The sequence below is a fragment of the Rhodococcus sp. KRD175 genome (genome assembly GCF_017168275.1).
Taxonomy (GTDB): domain Bacteria; phylum Actinomycetota; class Actinomycetes; order Mycobacteriales; family Mycobacteriaceae; genus Rhodococcoides; species Rhodococcoides fascians.
The window spans coordinates 1-13660 of record NZ_JABFAQ010000004.1 but is presented as its reverse complement, the minus strand read 5'-3'; the positions used below and the strand labels follow the sequence as shown (position 1 = coordinate 13660).

General features: G+C 63.7%; 16 protein-coding genes and 1 pseudogene. 9 read left to right on the top strand and 8 right to left on the bottom strand.

Annotation, left to right across the window (positions count from 1 at the left end):
• Window positions 1-996 carry an MBL fold metallo-hydrolase gene (locus J1M81_RS04505; protein WP_230593385.1) on the top strand — a complete coding sequence of 332 codons (996 nt, stop codon included), beginning with the start codon at window positions 1-3 and terminating at the stop codon, window positions 994-996.
• Between the two features lie 26 nt (window positions 997-1022).
• On the opposite strand, the gene J1M81_RS04500 is transcribed toward J1M81_RS04505, so the two are convergent.
• Entirely contained in the window at window positions 1023-1796 is a 774-nt protein-coding gene (locus J1M81_RS04500) for an LLM class flavin-dependent oxidoreductase (protein ID WP_032373729.1), read from the bottom strand.
• 17 nt (window positions 1797-1813) lie between these two features.
• Entirely contained in the window at window positions 1814-3226 is a 1413-nt protein-coding gene (ramB, locus tag J1M81_RS04495; RefSeq protein WP_027498407.1) for an acetate metabolism transcriptional regulator RamB, read from the bottom strand.
• 148 nt (window positions 3227-3374) lie between these two features.
• Between ramB and J1M81_RS04490 the strand changes: the two genes are divergently transcribed.
• Window positions 3375-3779 (top strand): hypothetical protein, encoded by a 405-nt coding sequence (locus J1M81_RS04490; protein WP_032399565.1) that lies wholly within the window; start codon window positions 3375-3377, stop codon window positions 3777-3779.
• Window positions 3780-3975: 196 nt separating this feature from the next.
• On the opposite strand, the gene J1M81_RS04485 is transcribed toward J1M81_RS04490, so the two are convergent.
• Complete coding sequence (locus tag J1M81_RS04485; protein WP_032399564.1) at window positions 3976-4824, bottom strand: DUF559 domain-containing protein; 849 nt, start codon at window positions 4822-4824, stop codon at window positions 3976-3978.
• Window positions 4825-5356: 532 nt separating this feature from the next.
• On the opposite strand from J1M81_RS04485, the gene aceA reads away from it, so the two are divergent.
• The 4 genes from aceA to J1M81_RS04465 all read left to right on the top strand — a co-directional run bounded on the left by aceA (window position 5357) and on the right by J1M81_RS04465 (window position 9188).
• Window positions 5357-6646 carry an isocitrate lyase gene (aceA, locus tag J1M81_RS04480; protein ID WP_027498404.1) on the top strand — a complete coding sequence of 430 codons (1290 nt, stop codon included), beginning with the start codon at window positions 5357-5359 and terminating at the stop codon, window positions 6644-6646.
• 162 nt (window positions 6647-6808) lie between these two features.
• Entirely contained in the window at window positions 6809-7684 is an 876-nt protein-coding gene (locus J1M81_RS04475; protein ID WP_032365176.1) for a 3-hydroxybutyryl-CoA dehydrogenase, read from the top strand.
• Window positions 7685-7775: 91 nt separating this feature from the next.
• Window positions 7776-8051: a hypothetical protein gene (locus tag J1M81_RS04470; RefSeq protein ID WP_027498402.1), complete on the top strand. Its 276-nt coding sequence runs from the start codon at window positions 7776-7778 to the stop codon at window positions 8049-8051.
• Between the two features lie 96 nt (window positions 8052-8147).
• Window positions 8148-9188, top strand: a complete 1041-nt coding sequence (locus J1M81_RS04465) for an NAD(P)-dependent alcohol dehydrogenase (protein ID WP_032399563.1) — start codon at window positions 8148-8150, stop codon at window positions 9186-9188.
• Between the two features lie 88 nt (window positions 9189-9276).
• Here J1M81_RS04465 and J1M81_RS04460 read toward each other — a convergent pair whose 3' ends face one another.
• Both J1M81_RS04460 and J1M81_RS04455 read right to left on the bottom strand, forming a co-directional pair.
• Window positions 9277-9432, bottom strand: a complete 156-nt coding sequence (locus J1M81_RS04460) for an IS3 family transposase (RefSeq protein WP_206497673.1) — start codon at window positions 9430-9432, stop codon at window positions 9277-9279.
• A gap of 92 nt (window positions 9433-9524) precedes the next feature.
• A complete protein-coding gene (locus tag J1M81_RS04455; protein WP_032381231.1) occupies window positions 9525-10382 on the bottom strand; it encodes a PPK2 family polyphosphate kinase in 858 nt (285 codons plus the stop codon).
• 32 nt (window positions 10383-10414) lie between these two features.
• On the opposite strand from J1M81_RS04455, the gene J1M81_RS04450 reads away from it, so the two are divergent.
• Window positions 10415-10876: a PPOX class F420-dependent oxidoreductase gene (locus J1M81_RS04450; protein WP_027498399.1), complete on the top strand. Its 462-nt coding sequence runs from the start codon at window positions 10415-10417 to the stop codon at window positions 10874-10876.
• A gap of 24 nt (window positions 10877-10900) precedes the next feature.
• On the opposite strand, the gene J1M81_RS04445 is transcribed toward J1M81_RS04450, so the two are convergent.
• Window positions 10901-11890: an iron-siderophore ABC transporter substrate-binding protein gene (locus tag J1M81_RS04445; RefSeq protein ID WP_206497672.1), complete on the bottom strand. Its 990-nt coding sequence runs from the start codon at window positions 11888-11890 to the stop codon at window positions 10901-10903.
• A gap of 16 nt (window positions 11891-11906) precedes the next feature.
• The gene (locus J1M81_RS04440; protein WP_206497671.1) at window positions 11907-12452 is read right to left on the bottom strand and encodes a type 1 glutamine amidotransferase domain-containing protein; all 546 of its coding nucleotides are present in this window, start codon (window positions 12450-12452) and stop codon (window positions 11907-11909) included.
• Window positions 12453-12524: 72 nt separating this feature from the next.
• Here J1M81_RS04440 and J1M81_RS04435 point away from each other — a divergent pair, with 72 nt between their 5' ends.
• Entirely contained in the window at window positions 12525-12695 is a 171-nt protein-coding gene (locus J1M81_RS04435; protein ID WP_206497670.1) for a hypothetical protein, read from the top strand.
• On the opposite strand, the gene J1M81_RS04430 is transcribed toward J1M81_RS04435, so the two are convergent.
• Entirely contained in the window at window positions 12692-13369 is a 678-nt protein-coding gene (locus tag J1M81_RS04430) for a TetR/AcrR family transcriptional regulator (RefSeq protein WP_228139367.1), read from the bottom strand. The two genes, J1M81_RS04435 and J1M81_RS04430, sit on opposite strands and share 4 nt — an antisense overlap.
• A 140-nt stretch (window positions 13370-13509) precedes the next feature.
• On the opposite strand from J1M81_RS04430, the pseudogene J1M81_RS26170 reads away from it, so the two are divergent.
• Window positions 13510-13660: pseudogene (locus J1M81_RS26170) on the top strand (DUF445 domain-containing protein); the annotation flags it as partial.

Below are 13660 nucleotides of genomic sequence, written 5' to 3'. Positions count from 1 at the left end.
GTGCGAAACACCGAGGTGGGATACCAGCAGATCGCCGACGACACCTGGGCCTTCATGCGTCCACCGGGCAGTTGGGGTCAGACCAACACCGGGCTCGTCGTGGCACCCGGCTCGGCGTCGATGCTGATCGACACCGTCTGGGACGTGAACTGGGCCGAGAGGGTTGCCGCCGACACGGCCGAGTTGGTTGCCGCCGCACCGATCACCGAGGTCCTCAACACGCATTCGGACGGTGATCACTGGTGGGGTAACGACAGCGTGCCCGCCTCCGCACGCATCACCACCAGTGCGGCGTCGCTGCACGCGATGAAGGAGGAGACCCCGCCGAAGGGTGTATCCGCATTCGCGTCCTTCGGCAAGGCAGTCGGCTGGGTGCCGGGACCGATCGGTGCGATGGGCTCCTACATGGACCGTGTTCGCGGCGATGCGCTGTTTCCGTCGGCGCTGCCCCGCCTGCCTGATCACACCTTCGAAACCACCGAAACCATCGATGTCGCAGGACGATCGGTACATTTGCGCTACCTCGGTCCGGCGCACACCGAAGGCGATCTCATCGCGCACCTCCCGGACGTGGGGGTCGTGTTCGCGGGCGACCTGCTCTTCATCGACGCCACCCCGGTGCTCTGGCACGGTCCTCTGCAGAACTGGATCGACGCCCTCGACCACCTCCTCGAACTCGACGCCGACGTGTACGTCCCCGGCCACGGACCCCTGTGCGGCACCGACGAAATACGCGCCGTGCGCAGCTACTGGACCTGGGTCGGCGAGGCCGGACGAGCGTGCTTCGACGCGGGCCTCGGCTCCACCGAGGCCGCCCTGAACCTGCTCAAATCACCCGAATTCGGCCATTACGCGCACTGGGATTCGCCCGAGCGACTCATCCTCAGCATGAGCACGCTCTACCGCCTGTGGCGAGGCGAACCCGCTGCGCCACCCACGCTGACGCGTCGAGCACGCGCGTTCGCCGACGCGGGACGGTATCTGCGGGAGCGCTAGTGTCAGCCTTTCGGTGAGACTGCTGGTTACCGGGCTCCGAGCTCCTTCGTCAAGGACGCGGCGTGCGCGAACAGTGGGGTCGGATCCGGTTGTTCTGCAGACGGTTCGAGTACGACAGTGGTCGCGCCCGCATCGATCCAGCGCTGCAGATTGCTCATGGCGGCATCGGAATCGGATCCGACGGCGACATAGACGACGATGTCGTGACCCGACCCCGCGGCGATATGCCCGACGGCAGCCCGCAGCTGATCCGGGTCCGTCTCGCTCGTGAGAATTGTGCCGACACTCCTGCGGCCGCTCAGAGCAAGGGTTTTCGGGCCCGTGGCCCCGACGAGCAGTGGAGGTGCCTGCAGCGGAGGCCAATCGAGCTGCACATTGTCGAGCGAGACGTACCGACCCTGCGTGGTGACGCTCTCGCCCGCGAGGAGAGCGGTGAGGGCTGTCATCTGCTCGTCGAGCAACGTCAGCGGAGACTGCACTCGTGCGCCGATCTGGCCCATCCACGACTGGACGCCGTGGCCGAGTCCCACGCGGAGCCGGCCCGGATGGACCCGAGCGACGGTCGCGATCTCCATGGCCGTCGACGCCACGTTCCGCATCGGAGTGGGCAACACCCCGATGCCGACGTTCACGCGATCGGTGCTCGCGAGAATCAGTGCAGCAGTGGACAGCCCGCCGGAGAAGAAGCAGTCTTCCCACAGCCAGACCTCGTCGACGCCCGCGGCATCGGCTGCGCGAGCCGCGTCGACCAGCGCCTCCGGGGCGATCTCGGGCCGGAGTACAACGCCGATTCGGGTCATGGGAATTCTCTTTCTACTCATCGAACGAGGTACGGGGACACCGAGCTTCGGTGCTCGTCTATGTCGAGATCCTTGCCGAGCGGCGGAAACGCACGCTGCGGGCAATTCGAGCGTTCGCAGACCCGGCAACCCGCTCCGATCGGAGTTGCGACCGCCGAGCCCTGCACATCCAATCCATCGGCATAGACGAGCCGTCCGGCATGGCGCAGTTCGCAACCGAGGCCGATGGCAAAAGTCTTGCCGGGCTGCCCGTATCGAGCGGCGCGGCGTTCCACCGTCCGCGCGATCCACAGGTAGTTGCGGCCGTCGGGCATCTCGGCGATCTGCGTCATGATCTTGCCGGGATACGCGAACGTCTCGTACACGTTCCACAGCGGGCACGTGCCACCGCTGGACGAGAAATGAAAGCCGGTGGCGGACTGTCGTTTCGACATGTTGCCGGCGCGATCGACTCGGACGAACGAGAACGGAACACCGCGCATCTCGGGGCGCTGCAGCGTGGAGAGTCGGTGGCAGATGGTCTCGTAACTCACCGAGAAGAAGGCCGACAGCCGCTCGATGTCGTATCGGAAATCCTCGGCGACATCGTGGAACTGGTGATACGGCAACACCGTCGCGGCCGCGAAATAGTTGGCGAACCCGAGCACCGCCAATTTCTTCGACGCCTCGCTCGTGAAGTTTCCCTCGTCGGCCATCTTGTTCAACAGATCACCGCATTCGAGATACGCGAGCTCGGCAGCGAACTTGAACACCTTCTGCCCGCCGGAGAGGTGAGGAGAAATCTCCAACACCCGCGTCTGCGGGTCGAACCGATGCAGCACATTCTCACCGAGGTCGATGCGATTGACGATCTGCACGTCGTGCACCGTGCGCAACCGCTTCGCGATCTCACCGCCCACATCGGCGCGATGGAACCGAATTCTCGACGTCAATGCCTCTGCGGCGGTATCCAATTCGTGCAGATAGTTCTGTCGTTGATAGAAGTAGTCGCGCACCTCTTCGTGCGGCTTGCTGATGGAGCCGCTGCCACTGCCATCGGAGAATCGTTCCTCGGTCGCTGCCAACAGCTGAGCCGTCGTATTGCGGTAGCGGCGATGCATATTGACCATTGCCCGGGCCAGCTGTGGGTGCGAGCTGACCATCTGCGCGATCTCGTGCGGATCGGCATCGATGCCCATGTCCTGATCGAGTGCGACTTCGCGCAACTCGGCAACCAACCTGGTGTCGTCCTCGGAGGAGAAGAACGATGTGTCGACGCCGAAGACCTCCGAGATGCGCAGCAGTACCGGAACCGTCAACGGACGCACGTCGTGCTCGATCTGGTTGAGATAGCTGGCCGAGATGCCGAGCTTCTGCGCCAGAGATACCTGGCTCATGCTGCGTTCGCTGCGGAGCTGCCGAAGGCGAACGCCGACGAAAGTCTTGGACACGGTTGCCAGGCTACGCCTGCGAAGATTTGCCTTAACACCGTTCGCAACTAGCTGCTGGGTCACGATTCGGTGACCGTCGGGAACATTAGCCGAAGTAAAGGCGTATACCGATATACGAGCTATTCACCACGCACCTCGAGGAGCGGTCATGTCCAATCGTCAGCGCACATCGGAAATCGTCAGGGACGTCGTCGTCTTCATCACCGGAGCCGTTCTCGTCGCCTCCACCGTCTGGCGTTCCGTCCAGGGCGACCAAGAAGTCACCGGAGCCATCCTGGTGCTCGGCATCCTCGCGGCATCGTCGGCGCTCTGGGCCATCGGGTCCGCGTCCAGGCAGAGCCACTGGACCCACGTCGGCCTCGGTGTGTTGCTCGCCGTCTCACCCGCGCTGATGGTCTTCCCCTCCGGATTGCTGGCTGCGGACCTGTTCGCCATCGTCGGCGGACTCGTGATCGCCGCCATGGGTGCGCTGGGGGTCATCGCGTCGCGCCGGGCACCGGTCACCTCGCGAGTAGTGGCCTCCAGCAACGAGCGCACCGGCGTTCGCATCTGATCCCTTCTCTGCAACTGATGCTCCACTCCCTGGGGCGTGCGCGATGAATCTCGTGCTCGCCTCGGGAAGTGGAGCATTTCGTGCATTCAGCGCCGGGTCGGTCACTGCGACCGGCCGGATGCGACTGGTGCTCCACTCCCTGGGGCGTGCGCGATGAGACTCGTGCTCGCCCCGGGAAGTGGAGCATTGTGTGCAGTCATCGCCGCGATGCCCGGCGCCGCCTGACAACCGACGCGATTTCGGCAGCCACGTCGTCAGGCGCGGTGAGCACATCGAACGCCGAGTAGCGCAGCACCAACCAGCCATCGAGGATCAGCGCGTTCTGTCGTCGGCGATCCTTGCTGAATACGGCTGCTGCACTGTGAAATTCGCGACCGTCGACTTCGACGATCGTTCGGCTGCGGCGGTCGACGAAATCACACACGAACGGTCCGACTGCAGCGTTCATCTCCAGGCGCAGGCCGAGTCGATGCACTGCGCGGCCCAGGGCGCGCTCGGGCTCCGACGCAAATCTCGATACCGCGAGCCGCACCTGACGAGCCAGCTCGACGTTCCCGTGCCGACCCGGGAATCGGTCGAGTAGGCAGAGCAGCGAAGCCGGGTCCATTCCGAACTTCAGGCGCTCGTCGATCAGCAACTCGGAATCGGGGCGGGGGAGTAGCGCCAGGCAATCGAGCATCGTCTGCGCAGAGATGGTGCAGGGCAGCGCCGCGACCTCGTCGATGAGCGTGGAGTCCATGTCGCGACGGTGCAGCCGAAGCCACGACGGAGGTCTCAGCCACGCAGTTCGGGGGACGGTGGCGTCGAGCATTGTCGGTTCGGTGGTCCAGCCGCGCAGGTACGCGGCCGATCGATGACTGAGGACGGCGTCGGGTCGCCACAGCGTGATCGCCCGACAACGGTCCGTCGTCGACGGCTCCCCGCGCATATGGACCGTCGGCAGGACGCGCGTGAAGCGACGCGAGATGGTGCTGGGGTGAATCCCTGCGGCGACGAGATCCCCCCAAGTGGTGGGAGTGGAGCCCGCGGAACTGTGGTGTGTCATGGCTGCAGCATCGGTGCGTCGTTGTGAGGTGTTGATCGGTCGACCTGGGGAAATGGAATGGCCTGTGCATGGCCGAATGCTTGTGGATGGTGCAATTCCTGCTCCACTCGACGCACTCGCACGGGGGATTCTCCAACGAGAGATCGCGAGAGGAGCACCTTGTGCAGCGTCCACATCGTGAGACGAAGCGAGTGTGATGTCCATCACTACAGAGTCGTTTTCTGACTCGATTCAGACGCCCGATTCAAACCGTACAAGCGTCCCGTAAAGAATTTTGTTCATTCCGTTCACCAACTGGGGATTCGTCGCTACCGACGAGTAATCACGCTGCCCGATCGGCGAGGTATGTGAGCCCCGAAAATTTGCAGACTTAGCAAAGGGCTCTGGAAAGCTAGCCAAGATTGGCACTAACAACTGGTAGACGCCTCTTTTCGGGTGTGCCATTGTTTTGGAGTACACCAGAAGGGCCTGGCAACGATGTGAAGATTCGTCTCGCGGCAGGCCGAGAAGCAGAGAAGAGACTGGAGCTCCGATGTCGACCACCGGCACCCCGAAGACCACCGCCGAGATTCAGCAGGATTGGGACACCAACCCGCGCTGGAAGGGCGTCACCCGTAACTTCACCGCGCAGCAGGTCTCCGACCTCCAGGGCACTGTGGTCGAAGAAGCCACACTCGCTCGCCGCGGCAGCGAGATCCTGTGGGATCTCGTCAACAACGAGGACTACATCAACTCGCTCGGTGCCCTCACCGGCAACCAGGCCGTGCAGCAGATTCGCGCCGGCCTCCAGGCGATCTACCTCTCCGGCTGGCAGGTCGCCGGCGACGCCAACCTCTCGGGCCACACCTACCCGGACCAGAGCCTCTACCCGGCCAACTCGGTTCCGTCGGTCGTCCGTCGCATCAACAACGCACTCCTGCGCGCCGACGAGATCGCCAAGATCGAGGGCGACACGTCCGTCAAGAACTGGGTTGCGCCCATCGTGGCCGACGCCGAAGCAGGCTTCGGTGGCGCACTGAACGCATACGAGCTGCAGAAGGCCATGATCGTGGCCGGTGCTGCCGGCGTGCACTGGGAAGACCAGCTCGCATCGGAGAAGAAGTGCGGCCACCTCGGTGGCAAGGTGCTCATCCCCACCCAGCAGCACATCCGCACCCTGACCTCCGCCCGTCTGGCCTCGGACGTCGCCGACGTCCCCTCGGTCATCATCGCCCGCACCGACGCCGAGGCAGCCACGCTGATCACCTCCGACGTCGACGAGCGTGACCGCGAGTTCCTCGACGGAACCCGCACCGCAGAAGGCTTCTTCGGCGTCAAGAACGGCATCGAGCCCTGCATCGCTCGCGCCAAGGCCTACGCACCGTACGCAGACCTCATCTGGATGGAGACCGGCGTCCCGGACCTCGAGGTCGCCAAGAAGTTCTCCGAGTCGGTTCGCAGCGAATTCCCGGACCAGCTGCTCGCCTACAACTGCTCGCCTTCGTTCAACTGGAAGGCACACCTGGACGACGCCACCATCGCGAAATTCCAGAAGGAACTCGGCGCCATGGGCTTCAAGTTCCAGTTCATCACCCTCGCGGGCTTCCACTCGCTCAACTACGGCATGTTCGACCTGGCACACGGCTACGCCCGCGAAGGCATGACCGCGTTCGTCGACCTGCAGGAGCGTGAGTTCAAGGCTGCCGAAGAGCGTGGCTTCACCGCCATCAAGCACCAGCGTGAGGTTGGCGCCGGCTACTTCGACCGCATCGCCACCACCGTCGACCCCAACACCTCGACGGCAGCACTGAAGGGCTCCACCGAAGAAGGCCAGTTCCACTAGAGGTACCGCCTCTCCTGGCCTTCAGCGCACCAGTCGGGCGGTCCGCAACTTTCGTTGCGGGCCGCCTGTTCTGTATCGCGAGGGTCTTGGGCGTACCCGGCAAGAGTTACCCCCATCTCACCAAAGATGTTGTAGCGCAATGTTTTTTGAAGGAGTGTCTCAGTGACGGTCGAGAGGGTGGGGATCGTCGGAGCCGGACAGATGGGTGCGGGAATCGCAGAGGTCTGCGCCCGCGCGCACGTCGACGTGTCGGTCTACGAACAGACTCGCGAACTGGCGACGGCGGGCCGCAGCCGCATCCTGCAATCACTGGACCGCGGAGTGAGCAGCGGCAAGATCACCGAGCGCGAACGAGAACACGCCGCCTCCCGGTTACGGTTCACCTGCGACCTCGGGGACTTCGCAGACCGCCAACTGGTCGTCGAAGCAGTCCTCGAGGACGAAGAGATCAAGTCGGCAATATTCGCAGAACTCGACGCGGTGGTGTCCGACGCGAATGCCGTGCTCGCGTCCAACACCTCGTCCATTCCGATCACGACGCTCGCGTCGGCCACCACGGCACCGCAGCGCGTCGTCGGACTTCATTTCTTCAATCCGGTACCGGTGTTGCCACTCGTCGAGCTGGTCACCACGAGCACAACGTCCGATGCGGTGGCCGACCGTGCCGAAGCCTTCGCCGGAGATGTTCTCGGCAAACAGGTGGTGCGATCCGCAGATCGCTCGGGCTTCGTCGTCAACGCACTTCTCGTTCCGTATCTGCTCTCGGCGATCCGCATGGTCGAGTCGGGATTCGCCACCAAGGAAGACGTCGACAAAGCGACGGTTCTGGGTTTGGCGCACCCGATGGGACCGCTCGCGCTCGCGGATCTCGTAGGTCTCGACACCGTCAAGTCCATTGCCGACTCCATGTATTCGGAATTCGACGAGCCGCTGTTCGCGGCACCGCCGTTGTTGCTGCGCATGGTCGAGGCGGGACAGACGGGCAAGAAGACCGGGGCCGGGTTCTACCGCTACGAGAACGGCCGCGTAGCAAAGTAGTGGGCGTCTCGGGCGGGTCGCCGCGCAGCGGCTTGCAGAGCGCTATTGTCGGTCTGCCGGTGCAAATCCATCGATCCCAGGGAGCATGTCAGTGAGCAAGTCCAAGAAGTCGAACGGTCTGGTGCCCAAGGCATTCGGAATCGGGTTGGCCGCTACAGGCGCGGCCCATTTCGTGGTGCCGGAGGCCTTCGAGGGAATCACCAAGCTTCCGTTCCCCAAGGACACTCGAACCTGGATCAGTCGTAACGGGGCCACAGAACTGGCCGTCGGCGTGGCGATCGCGTACCCCAAGACCCGCAAGATCGGACTGGTCGGTCTGGCAGCGTATGTTGGATGGCTCGGCGTCAATATCGCCAAGAACAGCTGACGTTACTGTTGCGAACGACTCGTCCGGAGCAGGAATAGCCTGGTCGTAGCGGTAGCTGTGTTGCGCTTACACAGATGCGTAGGTAGCAATGTAGACATGACTTCAGCTACCGCTTACCAGGCCACCGCTCCGGACGCTCCGCTCGTGAAGGCGACGATCGAGCGACGCGCAGTCGGACCGCACGACATCCTCATCGACGTCAAGTTCGCGGGCATCTGCCACTCCGACATCCACACCGCCCGAAACGAGTGGGGCGGCACCACGTACCCCGTCGTTCCCGGACACGAGATCGCCGGCATCGTGGCCGAGGTCGGCTCCGAGGTGACCACCCGCAAGGTCGGCGACCGCGTGGGCGTCGGCTGCTTCGTCGACTCCTGCGGCAAGTGCGAGGCATGTCTCGACGGCGACGAGCAGTACTGCACCAAGGGCGTCGTCCAGACGTACAACTCCACCACCTACGAGGGTGAGTTCACCAACGGCGGCTACTCCACCCAGATCGTCGTCACCGAGAAGTTCGTACTCGGAATCCCGGAAGGCGTCGAACTCGACGTCGCAGCGCCGCTGCTGTGCGCAGGCATCACGCTGTACTCGCCCCTCAAGCACTGGGGAGCCGGCCCCGACAAGAAGGTCGCCATCATCGGTATGGGCGGACTCGGCCACATCGGCGTCAAGATCGCTCACGCCATGGGCGCGCACGTCACCGTGCTGAGCCAGACGGATGCGAAAGAAGCAGACGGCAAGGCCTACGGTGCCGACGAGTACTACGCCACCAAGGACACCACCGCGCTCAAGGATCTGCAGGGCAAGTTCGACCTGATCCTCAACACCGTCTCGGCCAACCTGCCCATGGGCAAGTACCTGGGACTGCTGGCCCGCAACGGAACACTCGTCGAGCTCGGTGTTCCCGAGAAGCCCCTCGAGGTGCCTGCATTCAACCTGCTGGCCAACCGTCGCTCGTTCGCCGGTTCCATGGTCGGCGGCATCGCCGAGACCCAGGAAATGCTGGACTTCTGCGCCGAGCACCACATCGGTGCCGAGATCGAGGTCATCCCGGCCGAGAAGATCAACGAGGCATACGACCGCGTCGTCAAGTCCGACGTGCGCTACCGCTTCGTGATCGACGCAGCCACGCTGTAACTGTCTCCTTGGACGCGTGAATGGTCCATCGACCTGCCCAGACGGGGGTTGCACTGGACCCCGTGGGTTGGACCGGTTAATGGAAATCCTAGGCTGCGAGGGCCTGGGCTCGGTATTGCACCGGGCTCAGGCCGTCGAGTCGTAGCGAGATGCGGTCGTTGTTGAACCAGTCGATGACACCATCCTCGAACAACGCTACCGCCGCGACCCGCTGATCCTCGGTAAGTGAACTTCGTGCACGCATACAAAACTCCCCGGTAGTCGGAACTGAATTACTCAGTCCAACTTCCGGGGAGCTGTGCAGGTCGATGGACCATTCACGCCTTCGAAGGGGGTTCAGCTCTCGGCGAGTCGCTGCTTCTCGTGTTCGACATCGAAATCGGCTGCGGGCCAATCGAGATCGAGCTTTTCGAGCGCGTCGATGAGAATTTCCGTGACGGCCAGTCTGCTGTACCACTTGCGGTCGGACGGGACGACGTACCACGGTGCGTGGTCGGTATCCGTGCGATCGAGAACCCGCTGATACGCCGTCCGGTACTGCGGCAGGAAGCCACGCTCGGTGACGTCGCCCGGGTTGTACTTCCAGTGCTTCTCGGGTCGATCCAGCCGTTCCTGCAGTCGCTTCTTCTGTTCGTCGGCCGAGACGAACAAGGCCACCTTGACGACGACCGTGTCCTCGTCGACCAACTCCTTCTCGAAGGCGTTGATCTCGTCGAATCGCTTCTCCCACACCTGCCGTGGCACGAGGTCGTGGACCGCGACGACGAGAACGTCCTCGTAATGGGACCGATCGAACACCCCGATTCGGCCTGCGCGCGGAAGGGCTTTGCGGATGCGCCACAGGTAGTGGTGTTGCTTCTCTTCCTGGGTCGGCACTCCGAACGACGCGAGGTCGACGCCTTGCGGATCGACCATCCCGATGACGTGCTTGACCATGCCGCCCTTGCCTGCAGTGTCCATACCCTGCAGCACGAGCAGAACCGACTTGGTGCCGCCTGCGCGCCCGTGGGCATAGAGCTTTTCCTGGAGCGCCGCGAGCACCGCACCGCGCTGCTCGAGGACGTCGTTGCCGTGTGCTTTCGCGCCGTCGAACCCCGGAGTGGCGGTGAAATCGATGTCCTCCACACGAGGAGAGGCACTGGCGCGCAGCACATCGACGGGAGAGAGCGTCCACAGTTTCGACTTGTCGGCCATAGGCGGAAGACTACTTCTCTACCATGGGATTCATGGCCCCTACCATCGCAAAAGCCGAGACTGTGTCGCGTGAGCAACTGCTCGAATTCGTCTCTCCGCGGCACCACCACACCCTGATCACGCGTAAGCGCGACGACGGTCTGCAGGTCTCCCCGGTGTCCGCAGGCGTGGACTCGGAAGGCCGCATCGTCATCGCCACCTACCCCGAGCGCGCCAAGGTGCACAACATCCGCCGCACGCCGGCCGTCACCGTGTTGGTACACAGCGACGACTGGAACGGCGACTACGTCCAGGTCGACGGGACGGCCGAGATCATCGATCTCCCCGACGCCGTCGAGCCTCTGGTGGAGTACTTCCGCAGCATCGCCGGTGAGCACTCGGACTGGGACGAGTACCGCGCGGCGATGGTGAAGCAGGGAAAGTCGTTGATCCGCATCACGATCGACACCTGGGGCCCGATCGCCGCGGGTGGATTTCCCCCGGGAAGAGTGTGACAAGCCCGCCCGGGAGAGTGTGAGCTAAGCCTTCAGTGGTGCTGCGAACAGTGGCACTGCGTTGTCGAGTGCATATCGGGTTCCCGCGACCGAGGCGGCCGAGAATGCGTTGGACAGGTCGGTGTCACCGAGCACGACGAGGCGTCCGTCGCGGGCCGACGGGAGTCCCTGGATGAGCGGGTTCTCGGTGATGACCTCGGGTCCGCTGCCGATGGGGAACATGACCGTCAGGTCGGCGTCGAGGTTCGCGATGTTCTCCTCGGAGAGGTCGACGCTGAACTTCCCGGGTTGGGCGAGGCCCTGGATGGCCGGGGCGTTCGACAGTCCGAGTGCTTCGAGGAAGTCGACTCGGGTGTCGCCGCGTACGTAGGCCCCGCTCTGGCCGCTGTACAGCGTGCCGACGGCGACGGACTTGCCGGCGAATTCCGGGTTGGCAGCCACGGTCTCGGCGAATTGGGTCTTGGTGTCGTCGATCAGCTTTTTGCCTTCGTCGACTTTTCCGAGCGCCTCGGCGACGATCTCGGTCTGCCCGTCCCATGTGGTGCCGTAGGCGACGTCGGTTCCCGGAGGTGCCGCGACAGTGGGGGCGATGTCGGACAGCTGGTCGTACACGGCCTTGTCGTTGGTGCTCCGGGTCCACAGGATCAGGTCCGGTGCCAGGGCGGCGACCGATTCGACGTCGATGTCGTAGGTGGCCAGGATCGTCGGGTCGGTGTCGTACTTTTCGGTGACCCAGGGGCCGAGGCCGTTGCCTCCGACGCCGAGCCAGTCACTGGCTCCGACGGGCTGCACGCCGAGAGCCAGTGCGGTTTCGGCGTCGGACCAGCCGAGTGCAACTACTCGCTGGGGGTCGGCCGGCACCTCGACCTCCCCGAACATGTCGGTGACGACGGTGCCCGCAGCAGCCGAATCGGCCGAGTCGCCGCCGTCGGAATTACCGGATCCGCACGCGGTCAGGGTCAGAGCGAGGGCCACGGCTGCCGCAGGCAGGGCCAAAGATCGAGAGATGCGCATAGGGCACGCTAACCTATCAAGCGCGGAAGTGCTCCACGATCTTCGCGCAGAAGGCAGGCAGGTCGTCGGGGTTGCGGCTCGACACCAGGTTGCCGTCCACGACCACTTCCTCGTCGACGACAGTCGCACCGGCGTTACGAAGGTCGGTCCGAATGCTCGGGTAGGACGTCAGCGTGCGGCCTTTCAGTACGTCTGTTTCGGCCAACGTCCACGCGCCGTGGCAGATGACTCCGACCGGTTTGCGCGCCTGAACGAACGCACGCACGAACTCCACTGCGTCCGCATCCACGCGCAATTGATCGGGATTCGTGGTGCCGCCGGGCAGGATCAATGCGTCGAAGTCGTCGACCGATACCTCGCCCGCGATCTTGTCGACACTGAACGTGTCGCCTGCGTTCACGTCGCTGTTCATGGCTTGGATGTCGCCATGATCGAGCGACACCAATGTGACTGTGCCACCGGCATTTTCGACGGCTTCACGGGGCTGCACCAACTCGACCTGCTCTACACCGTCGGTGGCAAGAACGGCAATGCGGCGTCCGGACAATGTTTCGTTGCTCATGCTCGTTCGGATTACCGGCGCGATCGAGTTTCAAACGAGAACCGTGTGCGCGGCAGTGGTACGAATGGACACATGAGCGAATCACCGATCGAATCTCCGACCGAGGATCGCGTCGAGCAGAATCTGCCGATCGCGGACGAACCGGAGCCGGATGCGGGCGATCTCCCCGTCGAGGCCGACGCCACGGACGTCATCGAACAACGCACCGAAGTTCCGCTCGACGACGAATACGACGAGCGCTAGGACTTACCCGGCTCGTCGTCCACCAGAGGATGCGGCTGCGACTTGAACTTGGCCGGTGAGCCGTCGGCCATGGCCACGCCGTGGATGCCGCCCCACATCATCATGCAGAGGTAGTCGATCAGGTCATCGGCGGACATGGACTTGTTCGAGATCCACCAGTGCGTGGCCAACTGGACTGCGCCGACGATGGCGAACGCCCACGGCACCGAGCCGCCCGAATCCATCTCGCGTTGGCGCAGCCGCTCACCCAACACGGTGGAGAGGAGTTCGGCGATCATGCGCTCGGACTCGGCCACCACGTCCCGGTTGTTGCCGGCGTTGTTGGCCATCACGTAGAGGTACACCTCGGGATCGGTGGCCACCGTCTCGACGTAGGCGGTCACCACCACCCGGGTCAGCTCGTACTCGTCGAGCTCGTGGGAGATCGCGGAGTAGATGCGCGGCGCGAGGGTGGTTTCGACGTACCGGGACATCGTCGCGCTGGTCAGATCGTTCTTGTCGGTGAAATACCGATAGAGCACCGTCTTCGAGATACCGATCTCCGACGCGATCTCGTCCATCCCGATCTCGCGACCACGCAGCCGGATCGCGGCCAACGTACCGTCGACGAGCTCCTCGCGTCGGGCAATCTTGTGCTCTCGCCATCGACGCTTGCGGCCGTCCGGCTTCTCGATCTTGGGCTTGTCCGCGTCCGCCTCGGGGGCGTCCTCCGAGGCTGCCGCCGCACTATTTTTCACCACGTCACCCACCTTATGCGTCGGGTACGACACAGGAGGGGGCCGTGCCCGGTTGATCGGTTGCGATTCTGGGCACAATGTCGGGTGTGCAGCTCATGAACTTCGACGACGAGACCAAGCGTCGCGACCTCCGCAAGATGAAAACCGTCGCGACGGGATTCCTCGTCTTCGCCTCGATCGTCTATCTCTTCTGCCGCTGGCAGGAATCCACCGGGGCCGGGGCATGGG

Coding starts and splice junctions, on each gene's coding strand:
- J1M81_RS04500 (WP_032373729.1), bottom strand. CDS start 1,796: ATGACCCGAATCGGCGTTGTACTCCGGCCCGAGATCGCCCCGGAGGCG.
- J1M81_RS04490 (WP_032399565.1), top strand. CDS start 3,375: ATGTCCAATCGTCAGCGCACATCGGAAATCGTCAGGGACGTCGTCGTC.
- J1M81_RS04485 (WP_032399564.1), bottom strand. CDS start 4,824: ATGACACACCACAGTTCCGCGGGCTCCACTCCCACCACTTGGGGGGAT.
- aceA (WP_027498404.1), top strand. CDS start 5,357: ATGTCGACCACCGGCACCCCGAAGACCACCGCCGAGATTCAGCAGGAT.
- J1M81_RS04465 (WP_032399563.1), top strand. CDS start 8,148: ATGACTTCAGCTACCGCTTACCAGGCCACCGCTCCGGACGCTCCGCTC.
- J1M81_RS04460 (WP_206497673.1), bottom strand. CDS start 9,432: ATGCGTGCACGAAGTTCACTTACCGAGGATCAGCGGGTCGCGGCGGTA.
- J1M81_RS04455 (WP_032381231.1), bottom strand. CDS start 10,382: ATGGCCGACAAGTCGAAACTGTGGACGCTCTCTCCCGTCGATGTGCTG.
- J1M81_RS04450 (WP_027498399.1), top strand. CDS start 10,415: ATGGCCCCTACCATCGCAAAAGCCGAGACTGTGTCGCGTGAGCAACTG.
- J1M81_RS04445 (WP_206497672.1), bottom strand. CDS start 11,890: ATGCGCATCTCTCGATCTTTGGCCCTGCCTGCGGCAGCCGTGGCCCTC.
- J1M81_RS04440 (WP_206497671.1), bottom strand. CDS start 12,452: ATGAGCAACGAAACATTGTCCGGACGCCGCATTGCCGTTCTTGCCACC.
- J1M81_RS04435 (WP_206497670.1), top strand. CDS start 12,525: ATGAGCGAATCACCGATCGAATCTCCGACCGAGGATCGCGTCGAGCAG.